General features: G+C 47.5%; 16 protein-coding genes. 13 read left to right on the top strand and 3 right to left on the bottom strand.

What is annotated here, in order from left to right; translation table 11 throughout:
* Window positions 1-308: 308 nt before the first annotated feature.
* Both FAZ14_RS02485 and FAZ14_RS02480 read right to left on the bottom strand, forming a co-directional pair.
* Window positions 309-686, bottom strand: coding sequence for a cytochrome b562 (locus FAZ14_RS02485; protein WP_038925745.1), 378 nt, complete (start codon window positions 684-686; stop codon window positions 309-311).
* 221 nt (window positions 687-907) lie between these two features.
* A complete protein-coding gene (locus FAZ14_RS02480) occupies window positions 908-2,344 on the bottom strand; it encodes an EmmdR/YeeO family multidrug/toxin efflux MATE transporter (RefSeq protein ID WP_016940934.1) in 1,437 nt (478 codons plus the stop codon).
* A gap of 367 nt (window positions 2,345-2,711) precedes the next feature.
* Here FAZ14_RS02480 and FAZ14_RS02475 point away from each other — a divergent pair, with 367 nt between their 5' ends.
* Both FAZ14_RS02475 and dsrB read left to right on the top strand, forming a co-directional pair.
* The gene (locus tag FAZ14_RS02475) at window positions 2,712-3,131 is read left to right on the top strand and encodes a VOC family protein (RefSeq protein WP_016940933.1); all 420 of its coding nucleotides are present in this window, start codon (window positions 2,712-2,714) and stop codon (window positions 3,129-3,131) included.
* 50 nt (window positions 3,132-3,181) lie between these two features.
* Window positions 3,182-3,370: a protein DsrB gene (gene dsrB / locus FAZ14_RS02470; protein WP_029456291.1), complete on the top strand. Its 189-nt coding sequence runs from the start codon at window positions 3,182-3,184 to the stop codon at window positions 3,368-3,370.
* A gap of 49 nt (window positions 3,371-3,419) precedes the next feature.
* Here the strand turns inward: dsrB and FAZ14_RS02465 are convergent, their stop codons facing one another.
* On the bottom strand, window positions 3,420-5,147 hold the full coding sequence (locus tag FAZ14_RS02465) for a methyl-accepting chemotaxis protein (protein WP_016940932.1): 1,728 nt from the start codon (window positions 5,145-5,147) through the stop codon (window positions 3,420-3,422).
* A gap of 1,204 nt (window positions 5,148-6,351) precedes the next feature.
* On the opposite strand from FAZ14_RS02465, the gene flhD reads away from it, so the two are divergent.
* The 11 genes from flhD (at window position 6,352) to cheZ (ending at window position 17,558) form a co-directional block, all read left to right on the top strand.
* On the top strand, window positions 6,352-6,702 hold the full coding sequence (gene flhD / locus FAZ14_RS02460) for a flagellar transcriptional regulator FlhD (RefSeq protein WP_016940930.1): 351 nt from the start codon (window positions 6,352-6,354) through the stop codon (window positions 6,700-6,702).
* 2 nt (window positions 6,703-6,704) lie between these two features.
* Complete coding sequence (flhC, locus tag FAZ14_RS02455; RefSeq protein ID WP_023640182.1) at window positions 6,705-7,283, top strand: flagellar transcriptional regulator FlhC; 579 nt, start codon at window positions 6,705-6,707, stop codon at window positions 7,281-7,283.
* A gap of 133 nt (window positions 7,284-7,416) precedes the next feature.
* Window positions 7,417-8,304, top strand: a complete 888-nt coding sequence (gene motA, locus FAZ14_RS02450; protein WP_016940929.1) for a flagellar motor stator protein MotA — start codon at window positions 7,417-7,419, stop codon at window positions 8,302-8,304.
* The gene (gene motB, locus FAZ14_RS02445) at window positions 8,301-9,428 is read left to right on the top strand and encodes a flagellar motor protein MotB (RefSeq protein ID WP_016940928.1); all 1,128 of its coding nucleotides are present in this window, start codon (window positions 8,301-8,303) and stop codon (window positions 9,426-9,428) included. Before motA ends, motB begins: the two co-directional genes overlap by 4 nt.
* Before the next feature lie 17 nt (window positions 9,429-9,445).
* Entirely contained in the window at window positions 9,446-11,482 is a 2,037-nt protein-coding gene (cheA, locus tag FAZ14_RS02440) for a chemotaxis protein CheA (protein ID WP_029456290.1), read from the top strand.
* 35 nt (window positions 11,483-11,517) lie between these two features.
* Window positions 11,518-12,015 carry a chemotaxis protein CheW gene (gene cheW, locus FAZ14_RS02435; RefSeq protein WP_016940926.1) on the top strand — a complete coding sequence of 166 codons (498 nt, stop codon included), beginning with the start codon at window positions 11,518-11,520 and terminating at the stop codon, window positions 12,013-12,015.
* Window positions 12,016-12,133: 118 nt separating this feature from the next.
* Window positions 12,134-13,837 (top strand): methyl-accepting chemotaxis protein, encoded by a 1,704-nt coding sequence (locus FAZ14_RS02430; RefSeq protein WP_038925741.1) that lies wholly within the window; start codon window positions 12,134-12,136, stop codon window positions 13,835-13,837.
* Window positions 13,838-14,551: 714 nt separating this feature from the next.
* A complete protein-coding gene (gene cheR, locus FAZ14_RS02425) occupies window positions 14,552-15,427 on the top strand; it encodes a protein-glutamate O-methyltransferase CheR (RefSeq protein ID WP_016940924.1) in 876 nt (291 codons plus the stop codon).
* A complete protein-coding gene (locus FAZ14_RS02420) occupies window positions 15,427-16,479 on the top strand; it encodes a protein-glutamate methylesterase/protein-glutamine glutaminase (protein ID WP_016940923.1) in 1,053 nt (350 codons plus the stop codon). Before cheR ends, FAZ14_RS02420 begins: the two co-directional genes overlap by 1 nt.
* A 35-nt stretch (window positions 16,480-16,514) precedes the next feature.
* On the top strand, window positions 16,515-16,904 hold the full coding sequence (gene cheY, locus FAZ14_RS02415) for a chemotaxis response regulator CheY (protein WP_012884205.1): 390 nt from the start codon (window positions 16,515-16,517) through the stop codon (window positions 16,902-16,904).
* Between the two features lie 9 nt (window positions 16,905-16,913).
* A complete protein-coding gene (gene cheZ, locus FAZ14_RS02410; RefSeq protein ID WP_012884206.1) occupies window positions 16,914-17,558 on the top strand; it encodes a protein phosphatase CheZ in 645 nt (214 codons plus the stop codon).
* Window positions 17,559-17,700: the final 142 nt, after the last annotated feature.

The raw sequence follows: 17,700 nt of genomic DNA, 5'->3' as shown, positions 1-17,700 counted from the left end.
ATTTCTGCGATAGAATCTAAAGGCGTCGATGTCAGGAAGGCTTATCAAGGTGTTTTTTTTCGGTGTTTATTCATATCAGGAAATTAAAATAACTCACGGGTGATATAATACGATAAATTAAAATAAACGAGAATTTTTTTCTGAAAAAAACAGAAGTTCTGGTGATAGTCACCTGTAGAGATTAGCGTGATAATATTACTCTTCGATGATTGGATTAATGCTTTTATTTTAATTAAGCATCGGTGGGGTAGGGAAGGAAAATGCAGCAGTGATAATAAATCTCACTGCTGCAATAGAATCATGACGGGTTATACGCCCAGTTTTTTGTGGTACTCTGCGCGAGTTTTTTTCAGCTCATCAGTAGCCGCTTTCGCTTCCTGAAGTTTGCCTGCATCAACCAGTGCAATGGCGGCATCAATTTGTTTGAGCAGTTTGTCCAGCCCTTCATTGAAGACCTTGCTGTTTGGGCTATTGTTGAATTCCGGGTCTGCTTTAGCCTTGGTTGCATGTGCTTTCATATTCAGCAGATCGGCTTTCAGTGTGGCGGCATCCGCGGCACTTGAGGCCCCTTTGTAGCTCTTTGCCATCGCACCCATTTCATCTTTGACGGCAGCCTGACTGGCGAACGGCAGCGTGACTGCAGATGCCGCGATTGCCAGACTGATGGCCATAATAGTTTTTTTCATTGCTCACTCCTGTTAGTTAGCCTGATGGCGGGGTTTATACCCTTTATTAGTTTTCGGCAGTATTGACGACCACCTATGCATGGTCAAATGGATTTTACATCGCAGTGTCATGATAATGATGAAAGATAAAAGTCAGGGGATGACATCCTGACCAATGCATTGCATACCATGAAGATTTTTTCGTCGCTGGTGTCAGTGGAACATCACCGCCAGTAGTTTTTTTACTGATTGTTCCTGTTTGGGATGGTGTAGCGCCATAGCCATTTTCCACTAACCATACGGTGATAAAACAGCACGCCTCGGACAATCCAGTCAAAAAACATACCCATCCAGACGCCGACCACACCAAAACCCAACATGATGCCCAGAATATAACCTGCGATCACCCGACACCCCCACATACCAGCCAGTGCTACCCACATGGTATAACTGGCATCTTTGGCTCCCTTTAACCCGGCTGGCAGTACCCAGGATGCCGCCCATACTGGCATAAATAGCGCGTTCAACCAGAGCAGGTGTTTAACAACCTGAATCACCTCAGGTTCATTGGTATACATTGCAGCCAACAATCCGGCGGTGGGGACTGACAGCAGTGCTAACGCACACAGGCCAATATTCGAAAGCCAAAAGATATATTTCAGCTGTCGCTCCGGTTGCATGCGTTGCCCTTTGCCCAGTCTTGAACCGACAACAATGGTCGATGTTGAGCCCAGGGCATTACCCGGCAGGTTGATCAAGGCAACAATCGAAAAAGCGATAAAATTGCCGGCGATCACCTCCGTCCCCATGCCGGCGACAAAACGCTGGGTGATCAATTTACCGACATTAAACATCACCGACTCAATGCTGGCCGGGATGCCAATGCTGAGTACTTCGTAGAGGATGACTGTGGTAAACGGAGCGAAATAACTCTGAAAGGGGATACGCAGTGCACCATTGAAACCTTTTGTCAGTGCGAACACTACACAAAACGCCCCCAGGTAACGGGAGAGTGTGATCCCTAATCCCGCCCCGATAAATCCTAGCCCTTGCCATGAAGAGACACCATAGATCAACACGCCGCTAAACAGAATGTTCAGGATATTCATCCAGATATTGATAACCATCGGTAAGCGGGTATTGCCAGCGCCCCGTAATGCCCCACACCCTACCAGCGTGATCGCTAGTGCAGGGTAACCCCAGACAGTTAGGCGCAGGAATGTCAGCGCCAACGATTTGACCGCGGGTTCGGCACTACCGGCAATCAGATCGATGATGGACTGTCCCGCGATTTCAACCAGCACTACCAGTAGCAAGGAAATTAGCACCAGCAATGAGATTGATTGGCGTGCGGCTTGTCGTGCCTGTTTACGGTTACGCTGGCCGAGACTAAATGCGACAACAACCGCCGTCCCAAGCGCGACAGCGGTGAAAAAGGCAATGATCAGCATGTTGAAGCTATCCGCCAGTCCCACGGCGGCCATGGCTTCTTTACCAAGCCAGCTCACCAGAAAAGTACTGAAGATCCCCATCAGTACCACACACAATCCTTCGATGAAAATGGGGATGGCCAACGGCGTGATTTCGCGCCAGAGCAGGACTCGGTTGGAGTGACGCTTTTTGTACCAGGTGGTGTTTTTTAGTGTGTTTAACAGCTGTTTGGCTGCGTTTAAGATCATATAGCCTATCTTTTTGTCTTACTGGTGGACACGTGGTGAATGCCTCAAGTCTCTTCATCCAGTGGATTGTGACCGAATTACATGTCCGGATAACAATTCACTGATGCGATTATAAAAGCATGCTGCACAAGGTGGGGATGCTAATATCAGAAAAATAATAATTTAGATGAAACGGTGTTTTAAGCAGATGTGGCGATATATTCAACTGTCTGTAGCAATAACCCCGTGGCGATGTACCAAAACATATAGTAGTAAATAAAAGTGGGAATGTGTCTTATTCGTTTAATTCGACCATTGTACTTATGATGATCAATGGCGTGGTTGACTGGTACAACAACCGGGATATGGAATAACAGAAGGAAAAAAGATGTTCAGTCACATTATTCTTGGTGCCCGAGATATCGACATGATGATTCGGTTTTATTCGGTGATCCTGACCGAATTAGGCTTCGTTCCGGTTCAGGAGGAACCAGGTGGTCCAGCCGGGCAAGGGTGGCATATCCCCGGGCGACGTTGGCCCCAGTTTTATGTCCAGATTCCGGTCAATGGCTTGCCCGCGACCTGGGGAAATGGGACGCAAGTGAGCTTTGCAGTCAGTTCGCCACAGGCCGTGCGCCACGTGTGGGAAACGGCATTATCGTTGGGCGCTTATGAAGAGGGGGCACCGGGTCTTCGTCCATACTATGCGGCTGATTATTATGGGGCCTATTGTCGTGATCCTGAGGGGAACAAGTTGTGTTTTGTTTATACGCCTGAGTTTGACAATACTGTCGGCGGATTGGTATGAACGGCTGTACAGGCCGCAGCCTCAAGGTGAATGACGGATAAGGTGGACGTGTGAACGTAAATGATGTGGTAACCGTAAAAACGGATGGTGAAACCCGCAGAAAAGGGAGGATTATGGCGGTAGAGCCTTTCCAGGAGGGGACGATGTATCTCATCGCCCTGGAGGATTATCCCGACGGGATTTGGTTTTTCAATGAACGGGATAATCCGGAAGGGATCTTTGTCGAACCACATCAGTAAGCCGATGAATAAACAGGCCGATACGGTTATCTGTATCGGCCGGAAGAACTTAGAAGGTTTCCCAATTATTGCTGCCGGATTTAGCTCCGGAAGAGGTGCCTAACGCCGCCGTCGCTGTTGTCAGTAAAGGCTTCGATGTAAATGTCGCTCGAGTAGGGGCTGTGCTATTGATAGCGTTGGCAAGTTTGAACGCTGATACGGCACGGGTCAGTATCATTGCCTGCTCTTCGAGTGAGGCAGCGGCGGCAGAGGCCTGTTGCACCAACGCCGCATTCTGCTGTGTCACGCTATCCATCTCTGAAATTGCCTGGCCGACTTGGGTGATGCCGCGACTTTGCTCATCTGATGCAGAAGCGATTTCATTCATAATGTCAGTCACATTGGTGACGGCCTGAACAATTTCGTGCATAGTCTGGCCTGCTTTGTCCACCAGCTCCGAACCGCTGTGAACCAGTGAAACGGATTCAGAGATCAATCCTTCAATTTCCTTGGCTGCCTGGGCACTGCGCTGAGCCAGACTACGTACTTCACCGGCCACTACCGCAAACCCTCGACCTTGCTCACCCGCACGCGCCGCTTCTACCGCGGCGTTCAGCGCCAGAATGTTCGTTTGGAAAGCAATACTGTTGATCACATTCGTGATTTCAGAAATTTTCCGTGAACTGCCGGAAATACTGTTCATGGTATTAACGACATTTTCGACAATCTCACCCCCTTGCTTCGCCTTGCCAGAAGCATTAGAAGCCAGTTGGCTGGCATGGTGCGCGTTATCGGAGTTCTGTTTGACGGTGGCGGTCAACTGTTCCATGCTGGCGGCAGTTTGCTCGATTGCTGCTGCCTGCTGCTCAGTACGTGAAGACAAATCGGTATTGCCGGCGGTTATCTCAGTGGTTCCCTGATAAATGGAATCTGCGCTGTCACGGACGGTGGAAACGGTATGCACCAGCGATACCTGCATTTGCTGGATATTGTAACCCAGTATGCCGATTTCGTTCTTACCATAGACTTCGTCCGGTTGGGTCAGGTCACCTTGAGCAATACGTTGAATACGTTGCACCAGGCGATTCATCGGCTTAATCAGCGTACCACGCAAGAAGAAGAAGGTTAGCATGGTCATGACAATCGCGATGGCGAAGCTGACAGCCATCAAGGTGTAACCCATTTTGGCCTCGTACTGTGCATTACTATTGAGTGCTTTGGCTCGTTCAGTACGAAAGGCAATGGCTTTCAGTAATGGCTTGTTATAGGCATCATCGAGAAGACGAACCTCTTCTGATTCGTGTGTCAGGATTTCTTCGAAATAGCCGTCTTTAGCTGCCTTGAGCATCGGCATGATGCCTTTTTCAAGGTAGTCGTTATAGGCTTTATTCAGTTCGGGATCGATTGCCAGATCCGTATCGGTTTTGACACTTCGGTTTTGATAAGCTTTGAATGCCTCCTTCGAGGCGGCAATGCGCTGTTCTGCCTGTTTCAGGTTGTTGTTGAATACATCAGTGTCCCCAACGCGCACCGCAGCGCCAGCCTGAATAATCAACAGGCGGGCGGTTCTGAGATGGTTAGAGCTGTTTGACAGCCCAAGACGGACGTCAATTTCCTGAGTGACATAATCCAGACTTTGATTAGCTCGCACCAGAAAATAACTGGATGTACCGATAGCCAGGGCAAACAACAGCATAATGCCGCCCAGAATGATGACAAATAACGGCACCAGTCCAAGATTACCCAGTATGCCGGTTTTACCCTGTTGTTCAGACTTTGACATCATTTTCATATCCATTCGCTCATTTTCAGGAAAAATATATGTACATCAACCGTACTACTTGCAGGTGTAGTTTGGGTGCTTTTGTTTCTGGAAACAGCTGTGTGGCGATCCGTTTTCAAAATACCAACATAATCTAACATCGTCATATAATGTGGAACATTCATGAATTTCAATGCGATGTCGATCACGAATCTGCTGGCAGAAGGATATCAGGTACTGTCTCTTTTTTATTCAGCTAATCGGTAGCTATTCAACATAACGGATACCTAAAAATAGGAAAATAGCCCTCCTGGAAACACAGGTGAGCATTGTCTATCAGTTTAGCAGGAACCTGGCTAATCGCTCTGATGTAAACCCGGTGGACTGTAGCTCAATCTTTCTTCTGTTGTGCTCGCTTGAGAAGGCTGATAGAGGTAGGTGAATGGGGCTTTAATTGAACAAAATATCACCTCTTCCGAACGGCATTAGTACTTTCTTCTATTGAGTTTAGCTATGATCGTCAGTACTTTTCCGCTTTGTGTGGTGGTAACGAAGGCGCTTTTTCAGTCAGATACTGAGAGCATCAGGAATGGATGTACCTATGTACGGTCAGTCTCCATGGTGTACTGGCAACCAGATGTACCGGAACATATAGGGAACTTATAAAATAATAACCCAGGTTATAAAATTAGAAATGTTAATGTAAATCAAGATGGTCGCAGAAGTAGGACAAAAATTGTCAGTCATCGGATTTGTTTTTTTATTTTAAATATCAAATGATTATGATTTCTTGTCAAAAGGGTGGGGTGTTGTGGGGGGTTTTTTTCTTCTATTATGCGTATATTGTGTTCAGGAAAATTTCACAGCGGAGCAAAAATCAGTGAAATATTATGTTTCGCCCCTTTCATTTTTGTGATCATAGTCACATAATTATCAAAATGCCAACAGGCTTGCGTTGTATGAATCAGGCTGAAGGCGGTACAGTGGCGTAGGATTAGGATTAATCCTACGCTCTATGTTGGACGCAATACAGGGAAAGGATGAGTCTGAAGTTATGAAGAGATGGGATCTCAAATTTATTAACATTGATGCTGTATTTTTCGTCATATTAGAAGATTATAAAGTAATAAAATTGTCTGGCACCGATAGTTTTCATGCCACCTATGGAGAGTGATTGTTTAGCGGGTGAGCTGTCTATCACCTAACTTATGTTTGAAACATAGTCTGTCGGGATGGGAATATGGGTACCTCTGAACTGCTAAAACACATTTATGACATCAATTTGTCTTATTTGTTACTGGCTCAGCGATTAATAAACGACGAAAAAGCATCAGCTATGTTCCGGTTGGGTATCAATGAGGAAATGGCTGATGCATTGATGCAATTGACCTTACCGCAAATGGTCAAACTAGCCGAAACCAATCAGCTGATATGCCACTTCCGCTTCAGTGATCACAATACGATTAAGCTATTAACACAAGAATCCCGGGTCGACGATCTGCAACAGATTCATACCGGTATTTTGTTGTCGAGTCATTTATTACAAGAGCTATCTTCAAAGGAAGAAAGCTTGCCTAAGAAAAGGGCATAATGATGGCTGAGAAAAGTATTGTTCAGGAAGCTAAGGACATACAGCTGGCGATGGAGCTCATTTCGCTGGGCGCACGCCTCCAGATGCTAGAAAGCGAGACCCAATTAAGCCGTGGTCGCTTGATTAAGCTATATAAAGAATTGAGGGGCAGCCCTCCGCCTAAAGGGATGCTGCCGTTTTCCACCGACTGGTTCATGACATGGGAACAGAACATCCACTCTTCCATGTTTTATAACGCCTACCTGTTTTTGCTCAAAAATAGTCAATGCAGCGGTGTTGAAGCGGTTATCAAGGCTTATCGCCTTTACCTCGAACAATGTGCCCCTCAAAGTGATGTGCCGTTGCTAGCGTTGACCCGTGCCTGGACACTGGTACGCTTTGTCGATAGCGGGATGTTGCAGTTGTCCTCATGCAACTGCTGCAAGGGTATGTTTATCACCCATGCGCACCAGCCAAAAAACAGTTTTGTCTGCAGTTTGTGCCAGCCACCTTCCAGAGCAGTAAAAAGACGTAAACTTTCGCCGAGTGTTGCCGATATGATCCCTCAACTGCTGGATGAACAGGTTAAGCATGCAGTCTGAGCCTGATGGCGATTTTGTGGTTCTGTCATCGCGCGTTCATTGCTCGATGGCAGTATCCCCTTCAAATAAGTCGTTGGTAATACTGCATTTATAACTCTCTCAGCTACCCTTTTAATATCTATAAGGAATTCTTGTGCTGGTTATATTGGGTTATCTTGTCACTATAGGCTCCATACTTGGCGGTTATCTTATGGTTGGTGGCGAGTTGGGGGCGTTGTATCAGCCTTCAGAACTGCTGATTATCGGTGGCGCGGCAGTAGGGGCTTTTATTGTCGGTAACAATGCTAAAGCTATCAAAGCGACGATGAAGGCTTTTCCTGTGCTATTTCAGGGCTCCAAATATACCAAAGCCGTGTATATGGACCTGATGGCGGTCCTATTCCGGTTGATGGCCAAGTCTCGCCAGCAGGGTATGCTTTCTCTGGAATTTGACATTGATAACCCGAAAGAGAGTGAGATATTTTCCAATTATCCCCGGATTCTTGCTGATAACTACATTGTCGAGTTCGTCACGGATTATCTGCGTTTGATGGTTAGCGGCAATATGAATGCGTTTGAAATTGAAACGCTGATGGATGAAGAGATTGAAACCGTCGAGCATGAAGTTGAAGTACCGGCTACGAGTTTGAACCTGATGGGGGATGGTTTGCCTGCGTTTGGTATCGTCGCTGCAGTTATGGGGGTAGTGCACTCTCTGGCATTTGTTGATCGTCCTGCAGCAGAACTGGGCATGATGATTGCCCATGCGATGGTGGGGACGTTCCTGGGTATTTTGTTAGCTTACGGTTTCGTGTCGCCTTTGGCATCACTGTTGCGTCAGAAGAACTCAGAGAAGATCAAGGTGCTACAATGTATCAAGGTAACCCTATTATCCAGCCTGAATGGCTATGCGCCACAGATTGCCGTTGAGTTTGGACGTAAAACGCTTTATTCAACCGTGCGTCCTTCATTTACTGAAATGGAAGAGCATATTCGTAATGTGAAGGCTCCGGCACAGCAGGCATCGGAAAATGACGCATGAAACATCAGCATCCCATTATCCGCAAAAAACGTAAATCGGGACATGCCGCCCACCATGGTGGTTCATGGAAGATTGCTTATGCTGACTTCATGACCGCTATGATGGCACTTTTTTTGGTCATGTGGTTGATTGCCATTTCTTCGCCTTCCCAGTTGGCTCAGATTGCTGAGTATTTTCGTACACCATTAAAAATTGCCATTACATCTGGCCCTAAGATTAGTGATGCTTCCAATCCTATCCCAGGTGGCGGTTCGGATCCGACACAGCAGGAAGGGGATGTGAAGCGACAGATTGATACGATGGATGGGCGTCTTGAAGAAATTAAGCTGAATAAATTGCGCGAACGCCTCGATCAGTTGATAGAAGCGGATCCACGTCTCAGAGCATTAAGGCCGCACCTGTTGATTGAAATGGTTGATGAGGGTCTACGCATCCAGATTATCGATAGTAACAATCGCCCCATGTTTAAGACGGGTAGTGCGCAGGTAGAGCCTTACATGAGCGATATTTTGCGAGCCATCGCGCCGATTTTGAATGATATTCCCAATAAGATCAGTTTATCGGGCCATACTGATGATGCACCGTATGCGATGGGGGAGCGTGGCTATAGTAACTGGGAGCTTTCAGCTGATCGTGCCAACGCTTCCCGGCGTGAATTAATTGCGGGTGGACTTGCCGATGGCAAAGTGTTGCGCGTTGTTGGTATGGCTGACACGATGAATTTGAAGCAGGCGAAAGGCGGCAGCGATGCCATCAACCGGCGTATCAGTCTGGTTGTCCTGAATAAGCAAGCTCAGGAGAATATCGAACGTGAAAATGCTGAAAGCAGTGCAGTAAACATTGATAAAATAGAAAATTTACAAAACATGGGGATGGATAAAGCCAAGCCAGTTACCGCGCCTGCCGATAACGGTAACAGTACGGCTGCACCAAAACCCGAAACCAATGGGACGCCTGTATCTGGCTCAACTGTGGCTCCTGTTCAGGCACCCGCAACAGCGGCGCCTGCGTCGGGAGCGAGCTCATCGGCAACAAGCCGTCGGCAGCCTACGACAGCTTTGCCTGCAGCACCTGATAGTCAGGCGACACCTTCTTCAACAAGCCGCGATTCACAGCAGAGGTGACCCACGTGAGCATGGACATGAGTGCTTTTTATCAAACATTTTTTGATGAAGCAGATGAATTGTTGGCGGACATGGAGCAGCATCTATTGCAACTTGATCCGTTAGCGCCTGATACGGAACAGATGAATGCCATATTTCGTGCTGCTCACTCGATTAAAGGGGGCGCGGGAACATTTGGTTTCACTGTACTACAGGAAACTACACATATACTAGAAAACCTGTTGGATGGTGCCAGACGTGGTGAAATGCGGCTGAGCACTGACATTATCAACCTGTTTTTGGAAACCAAAGATATCATGCAGGATCAGTTGGATGCTTACAAAACCGCGCAAGAGCCCAACACAGAAAGCTTTGAGTATATCTGTCAAGCTCTGCGCCAGCTTGCTCTGGAGTCCAAAGAAAATGGCACTGCTGGAGCGGTCGCCCCTGTCAAAGCAGCAGAGGTTGAACAATCGGTTTCCCCATCCTCAGCTCCGGCGTCTGCCGGCAGCCACTCGGGATTGCGTATAGCCCTTACTAACCTGAAAGAGTCGGATATTCCTCAGTTACTTGAAGAACTGGGTAATCTCGGAACAGTGAAGGATTCCGTACAGACCAGTAATAGTGTCGAACTGACGCTCGATACATCAGCCAGCGAAGATGACATCAGTGCTGTGTTATGTTTTGTTCTGGAGCCAGATCAGATTAGCTTCAAGTCTGCTACCGGTGGCGCACCAGCCCAAGCCGAGTTTGTCGCTGCGGTTGAACCTGTCGAGCCTGCCGCTGCGGTTGCACCAGCGCAGCCTGCTGCACCGGCTGCGGCAGCGGCCCCTGTGGCCAAGCCTGCTGGTGGCAATAATGACGCCGCTAAAGGTAGACAGAAAACAGGTGATACCAGTATCCGTGTAGCGGTGGAAAAGGTTGACCAACTCATTAACTTGGTCGGTGAGTTGGTTATTACTCAGTCTATGCTGGCACAGCGTTCCAGTGCTCTTGACCCTGTTGCACATGGCGATCTGCTCAATAGCATGGGGCAACTTGAAAGAAATGCTCGTGACCTGCAAGAATCGGTGATGTCCATCCGTATGATGCCGATGGAGTATGTATTCAGCCGTTTTCCACGTCTGGTTCGCGACTTGGCGGCTAAATTGGGTAAAGAAGTTGAGCTGACCCTGCAAGGGAGCTCAACCGAACTGGATAAAAGCCTGATTGAACGCATCATTGACCCATTGACACACCTCGTGCGTAACAGCCTCGATCACGGTATTGAATCACCTGAGAAGCGTATTGAATCGGGCAAACCTGCAGTAGGGAACCTGATACTGTCCGCAGAACATCAGGGTGGCAATATTTGCATTGAAGTGATTGATGATGGTGCCGGCTTGAATCGTGAACGTATTCTGGCTAAGGCGTTGTCCCAAGGGATGGCTGTCAGTGAAAGCATGACGGATGAAGACGTCGGTATGCTGATCTTTGCTCCGGGTTTTTCTACTGCAGAGAAAGTGACCGATGTGTCAGGCCGTGGCGTTGGTATGGATGTGGTGAAACGGAATATTCAGGAAATGGGTGGGCATGTTGAAATCCATTTCGTGAAAGGTAAAGGAACGACGATTCGTATTCTGCTGCCGCTGACACTGGCCATACTTGATGGTATGTCCGTCAAGGTTAATGATGAAGTCTTTATCCTGCCGCTTAACGCCGTGATGGAATCTTTGCAGCCTCAGTCTGAGGACTTGTATCCTCTGGCGGGGGGAGAGCGAGTGTTGCAGGTTCGTGGCGAATATCTGCCACTGGTTGAGCTGTATCAGGTATTCGATGTCGCCGGAGCAAAAACGGATGCCACTCAGGGTATCGTCGTTATTCTGCAGAGCGCTGGCCGTCGTTATGCCTTGCTGGTTGACCAGTTGATTGGTCAGCATCAGGTTGTTGTGAAAAACCTGGAAAGCAACTACCGCAAGGTGCCAGGCGTTTCAGCCGCAACTATTTTGGGTGATGGTAGCGTAGCGCTGATTGTGGATGTTTCTGCGTTGCAGGCGCTTTATCGGGAAAAGCGTGTGGTTGAAACCGCAGCTTAACAGCAAATTACAGCTATAGATTAAAGGTGAGAAACATGACTGGACTTGCAAATGTCACAAAATTAGCGGGCGAGACAGTAGGTCAGGAATTTTTGATTTTCACGCTGGGTGATGAAGAATACGGCGTGGATATTTTGAAGGTTCAAGAAATTCGCGGTTACGATCAAGTTACCCGTATTGCCAATACCCCTGAGTTTATTAAAGGTGTCACCAACCTGCGTGGCGTTATCGTGCCGATTGTCGATTTGCGCATCAAATTCATGCAGCAGGAAGTCGATTATGATGACAATACCGTTGTTATCGTATTGAACCTGGGGCAGCGTGTTGTTGGCATCGTGGTCGATGGCGTTTCTGATGTTCTGTCCCTGACGGCTGAACAAATTCGCCCGGCACCGGAGTTTGCTGTCACGCTGTCAACGGAATATCTCACCGGACTGGGTTCGTTGGGGGAACGTATGCTGATTCTGGTAGATATTGAAAGGCTACTCAGCAGCGAAGAAATGGCGCTGGTTGATAGCGTCATGAAGGTTTGATAAAAAGCCATACTGGGCCACTTCGGTGGCCCATATCATTTATTACCCCCAATCTCTGGAAGTTAAAAGGTTGTAGAGATACCAAGGCATCAGGGATCGTTGCAATTAAGGTTTTAATATGCTGAATCGTATAAAAGTTGTTACTGGGCTTGTTATTATTCTTGGGTTATTTATTGCCCTACAAATCATTTCCGGCGGACTATTTTTCAATGCATTGAAGTCGGACCGAGATATCTTCACGACGACAAGAATTATTAACCAACAGAAATCAGAGCTGGAATCGACCTGGTCTTATTTATTGCAAACGCGTAACACGCTGAACCGTGCGGGAACGCGTTATGCGATGGACATATCTGGTGGGGTTTCCGGCGGGGTATCAGCAAAAGATCTGATTGAACTGGCGAAAAAGCAACTGGTTATCGCCAATACCCACTTTGCCAATTATGAAAAAATACCATATACGAATCAACAAGATCCTGCTATTGGTCAGGCGGTAAAAGATAATTATACCGCACTGAACAATGCATTAAGTGAGTTGATTGTTTTTATCTCTACCGGAAAGCTGAAGGAGTTTTTTGATCAACCTACCCAAGGTTTTCAGGATCGGTTCGAGAAAGCTTATTATTCTTACAAAGACTCCTACGATAAAGTTTATGCCAATGCGGTAGAAGAGAATAATGCTTCTTATTCGACGGCATTGTGGTTGTTGGTTTCTGTCGCGATCTTCGTTGTGCTTATGGCGTTGATCGTCTGGTTGGGTATCAACCGTTCTCTTGTTCAGCCACTGCACAACCTTATTGGGCATATTCGTCATATGGCGAAAGGTGATCTGACGACCCGGATTGATTTTCACGGCACGAATGAGATGGGCATTCTGGCTGATAGCCTGCGACATATGCAAACCGAGTTTTTTACGACGGTGAGTGCAGTTCGACAAAGTGCAGAGGCCATTTACACCGGTGCATCGGAAATCAGCGCGGGCAATACTGATCTGTCGTCAAGAACGGAACAGCAGGCTGCCGCACTTGAAGAAACCGCTGCCAGCATGGAACAACTTACTTCTACCGTGAAGCAGAATGCTGAAAACGCACGTCAGGCGAGCCAACTGGCTTTGAGCGCGTCTGAGACTGCGCAAAAAGGTGGGAAAGTGGTCGATAATGTGGTGAAAACCATGCATAACATTGCGGGAAGCTCGCAGAAGATTGCTGATATCACCAGTGTGATCGACGGTATCGCGTTCCAGACTAATATTCTGGCGCTGAACGCCGCTGTTGAAGCTGCGAGAGCAGGGGAGCAGGGACGGGGCTTTGCCGTTGTTGCTGGCGAGGTTCGTAGTCTGGCCCAGCGCAGTGCGCAGGCGGCGAAAGAAATTAAGTCTCTGATTGAAGATTCGGTAAACCGGGTTGAAGAAGGCTCAGTGCTGGTTGAAAGTGCCGGTGAAACGATGGGGGAAATAGTGGGTGCGGTGACTCGTGTGACTGACATCATGGGGGAAATCGCATCGGCTTCTGAAGAACAAAGCCGTGGTATCGATCAAGTCGGTCAGGCGGTGACAGAAATGGATCGGGTTACCCAGCAAAACTCTGCGTTGGTTGAGGAGTCTGCTTCTGCCGCTCACTCGCTCGAAGAGCAGGTTCGGGTACTGAATCAGGCGGTAGCGGTGTTCCGTTTATCAGGAAACAACGGTATGACAACCCAGTCTGCTGCGGTTGCTGCTTCAGCTCGCGTTGCCAGACCCGCCTTGCTGGCAACCTCAGTAATAACGGAGACAGAGAAAAAGGCCAGAACCAGTAAAACTGCCGATAACTGGGAAACCTTTTAATCGTTTTTAATGACTGAATCGGGTAGGTCAGGATATGGCCCACCCGATTGATACTTAGATAGTAATGGAAATTTATCCTGAGCAACGGTGTTGAGTATAAATTTTCGATTGGCTAATTTTTCGTCTTTCAGTTCTATTTCTGATGAAAGTTGCATCACAGAACAGAAAAAATAGCTGATAACATCTATATTAGTGTTGTTTACTTAAGTTTTTTTTAAGGGATTTCGTGCACTAATAGTCCCGAGGCTGTACAGAGGAACCGACGGTTTTGAGACAAATGTTGCAGTTTTAATTTTTGTTGCCGTTATGACGCCTCTTTAGTTAAAGAAAGGTTTAATACAGCCGATTTATATAACTAATGCCAATTGTATGGGCGTATTTTAGCGAGCCTTAAAGGGCGACTCTCAGTCAGCAGCGTTGGCTGGTAACGATGGTGCTACTCAGGGAGTGTGGCGACGATGAAGATTGAATTGTTTTAGTGTGAACAATCTTCATGATGAACAATGTCAAAAGCATCCATTCAAACCATTGTGTGATTACCGCTATTAATTCGTCGGAAAAAGACGGATAAAAGCAAGTTTCCCAGTGGTATGTTGATAGATAGCGTTCATCGCGTGGCGAAGCTTGAGATAAGGCATTAGACCTGTAATAGTCATAATGGGAAGTCTGATTGAAAAACAATAAAATCATCTATCCATTTTCGGGCGGTCAGATATGAATAATACACCATCGCCAAATCGTTCAGGTTCTACATCTATTTTGAGTCAGATGGTTGAACGGTTGCCGCTGTCTGATGTTCACTTTCGGAGAATCAGTCAGCTTATCTATCAACGTGCTGGTATTGTGCTGGCCGACCATAAACGCGAAATGGTCTATAACCGCCTGGTTAGACGATTGCGTTTGTTGGGAATCAATGATTTTGGTCAGTACCTTGCGCTGTTGGAGTCAGATCCTAACAGTGCTGAGTGGCAGGCATTCATCAATGCGTTAACAACGAATTTGACGGCATTTTTTCGTGAGGCTCACCATTTTCCTATCCTTGCTGAGCATGCCCGCAAACGGCAGCAGGGTGGGTACAGTATCTGGTGTACTGCAGCTTCCACCGGTGAAGAACCGTATTCTCTGGCTATGACGTTGGCGGAGGTTTATGGCGATCGTGCCAGTAACTGCCAGATAACAGCCAGTGATATTGATACACAAGTTTTAGAGAAAGCTTCTGCGGGTATTTATCGGCAGGAAGATCTCCGGTCACTTTCTCCACAGCAGATGCAGCGCTTCTTTTTGCGTGGAACCGGGCCGCACAGTGGTCTGGTTCGGGTTCGTCCGGATCTGGCGAACATGATTCATTTTCAGCAAGTGAATCTATTGGCACCAGAATGGTCTGTACCTGCGCCGTTTGATGCGATCTTTTGTCGTAATGTGATGATTTATTTCGATAAAGAGACTCAGGAACGCATTTTGCGTCGTTTTGTTCCGCTACTTAAACCAGGCGGATTATTGTTTGCCGGACACTCAGAGAACTTCAGTCAGATCAGTCGGGAATTCTACCTGCGCGGGCAGACTGTTTATGGGCTGGCTAAGGAAAGATAATGAGCAAAATAAAAGTATTATGTGTTGATGATTCTGCCCTGATGCGACAGATCATGACCGAAATTATTAATAGCCATCCCGATATGGAAGTGGTTGCTACTGCACCTGACCCATTGGTGGCACGCGATCTGATCAAGAAATTCAACCCGCAGGTGTTGACGCTTGATGTGGAAATGCCACGTATGGATGGCCTTGATTTTCTTGAGAAGTTAATGCGCCTTCGCCCAATGCCTGTGGTGATGGTGTCTTCGTTGACCGGGAAAGGTTCTGAAATTACTTTGCGGGCGCTTGAACTTGGGGCTATTGACTTTGTTACCAAGCCTCAATTGGGTATCCGCGAGGGGATGCTGGCATACAGTGAGCTGATTGCGGAAAAAATCCGCATGGCTGCCAAAGCACGCTTACCACAGCGTAGTACGGGGGTTGCACCTTCGGTATTGCTCCCCAGCATGCCGCTGCTCAGTAGTGAAAAGTTGATCGCGATTGGGGCGTCAACAGGTGGGACTGAGGCAATCCGACATGTTTTGCAGCCGCTGCCACCAACCAGCCCGGCATTACTGATTACTCAGCATATGCCGCCAGGATTTACCAAGTCTTTTGCTGAACGACTGAACAAGCTGTGTCAGATTACAGTAAAAGAAGCTGAAGATGGTGAACGTGTCCTGCCAGGGCATGCTTATATCGCACCTGGCGCTCGTCATCTTGAGCTGGCGCGTAGTGGCGCGAACTACCAGGTAAAACTGCATGATGGTCCGCCGGTCAATCGTCATCGTCCTTCTGTTGACGTACTGTTCCACTCTGTTGCACAGTACGCCGGACGAAATGCAGTAGGAGTAATCCTAACCGGCATGGGGAATGATGGCGCCGCAGGAATGCTGGAGCTTCATAAGGCGGGAGCGTATACGATCGCGCAGAATGAAGCCAGTTGTGTAGTATTCGGTATGCCTCGAGAGGCTATTGCACTCGGTGGTGTCGATGAGGTGGTGGATTTGCACCAGGTGAGTCAGCGGATGCTGGCACAAGTTTCTGCCGGACAGGCATTACGTATATAGCAGCTCCGGGGTGAGCAATAATATTAGGAGTAGGTATGGCTGATAAAGAACTCAGATTTTTAGTAGTGGATGATTTTTCGACAATGCGTCGTATTGTTCGAAATCTACTAAAAGAACTGGGCTTCAACAATGTGGAAGAAGCGGAGGATGGCGCTGATGCTTTGAACAAACTTCGTTCAGGCGGTTTCGATTTTGTCATTTCTGACTGGAACATGCCTAATATGGACGGACTGGAACTGTTACAGGCTATCCGTGCCGACGGCGCGCTTTCCAAGCTCCCAGTGTTGATGGTAACCGCTGAAGCAAAGAAAGAGAATATTATTGCTGCAGCACAGGCTGGTGCCAGCGGTTATGTTGTTAAACCGTTTACTGCCGCTACGCTTGAAGAAAAGCTGAGTAAGATTTTCGAAAAGCTTGGTATGTAAGGAGATGCCATGAATCCACATCCGATGCCCATTAACGATCATGCGTCTGCTACAGAGATTATTTCTCGTATCGGGCAATTGACACGCATGCTGCGTGACAGCCTGAAAGAGCTTGGTTTAGATCAGGCGATCACCGAAGCGGCCGAAGCGATTCCTGATGCGCGTGATCGTCTTGATTATGTTGTTCAGATGACTGCGCAAGCTGCAGAGCGTGCATTGAGTTGTGTTGAAGCAGCCCAGCCTCGTCAGAACCAACTGGAAGAAGAATCTAAAGCCCTGAAAACCCGTTGGGATCAGTGGTTTGAGAATCCGATTGAACTCTCTGAGGCACGTGAGTTGGTTACCGACACGCGTAGCTACCTTGAGTCAGTCCCGGATCATACTGCGTTTACCAATGCCCAGTTACTGGAAATCATGATGGCACAGGATTTCCAGGACTTAACCGGGCAAGTTATTAAACGTATGATGGATGTTGTTCAGGAAATTGAAAAACAACTGCTGATGGTATTGCTGGAAAATATTCCAGAGAAACCGTCTGATGCGCGTCGTGCGAATGAAGGTCTGCTTAACGGGCCTCAGGTTGATAAAACCGCCGCAGGTATTGTTTCTAATCAGGATCAGGTCGATGACCTGTTGGATAGCCTGGGTTTTTGATTTCACCCCGACACCCATTTCATCCTTCGTATGAGTGGGCATCGTGGCGTAAGGTATGTGGATTTTTACGGTCGGGCTTGCCCCGATCGTAAATTCCTGCCCCTTTCTTATGCAATAAAATAAATAGCCACTTATTTTCTCC

The organism is Dickeya oryzae (assembly GCF_009372235.1).
Lineage (GTDB): Bacteria > Pseudomonadota > Gammaproteobacteria > Enterobacterales > Enterobacteriaceae > Dickeya > Dickeya oryzae.
This window is presented reverse-complemented; position numbering and strand designations above follow the sequence as displayed.

Excerpts from the sequence above, each read along its gene's own strand:
- FAZ14_RS02420 (WP_016940923.1), top strand. The coding sequence starts at position 15,427 with ATGAGCAAAATAAAAGTATTATGTGTTGATGATTCTGCCCTGATGCGA.
- FAZ14_RS02430 (WP_038925741.1), top strand. The coding sequence starts at position 12,134 with ATGCTGAATCGTATAAAAGTTGTTACTGGGCTTGTTATTATTCTTGGG.
- cheZ (WP_012884206.1), top strand. The coding sequence starts at position 16,914 with ATGAATCCACATCCGATGCCCATTAACGATCATGCGTCTGCTACAGAG.
- cheA (WP_029456290.1), top strand. The coding sequence starts at position 9,446 with ATGAGTGCTTTTTATCAAACATTTTTTGATGAAGCAGATGAATTGTTG.
- FAZ14_RS02475 (WP_016940933.1), top strand. The coding sequence starts at position 2,712 with ATGTTCAGTCACATTATTCTTGGTGCCCGAGATATCGACATGATGATT.
- motB (WP_016940928.1), top strand. The coding sequence starts at position 8,301 with ATGAAACATCAGCATCCCATTATCCGCAAAAAACGTAAATCGGGACAT.
- flhD (WP_016940930.1), top strand. The coding sequence starts at position 6,352 with ATGGGTACCTCTGAACTGCTAAAACACATTTATGACATCAATTTGTCT.
- cheR (WP_016940924.1), top strand. The coding sequence starts at position 14,552 with ATGAATAATACACCATCGCCAAATCGTTCAGGTTCTACATCTATTTTG.
- FAZ14_RS02485 (WP_038925745.1), bottom strand. The coding sequence starts at position 686 with ATGAAAAAAACTATTATGGCCATCAGTCTGGCAATCGCGGCATCTGCA.
- cheY (WP_012884205.1), top strand. The coding sequence starts at position 16,515 with ATGGCTGATAAAGAACTCAGATTTTTAGTAGTGGATGATTTTTCGACA.
- FAZ14_RS02480 (WP_016940934.1), bottom strand. The coding sequence starts at position 2,344 with ATGATCTTAAACGCAGCCAAACAGCTGTTAAACACACTAAAAAACACC.
- flhC (WP_023640182.1), top strand. The coding sequence starts at position 6,705 with ATGGCTGAGAAAAGTATTGTTCAGGAAGCTAAGGACATACAGCTGGCG.
- FAZ14_RS02465 (WP_016940932.1), bottom strand. The coding sequence starts at position 5,147 with ATGGATATGAAAATGATGTCAAAGTCTGAACAACAGGGTAAAACCGGC.
- cheW (WP_016940926.1), top strand. The coding sequence starts at position 11,518 with ATGACTGGACTTGCAAATGTCACAAAATTAGCGGGCGAGACAGTAGGT.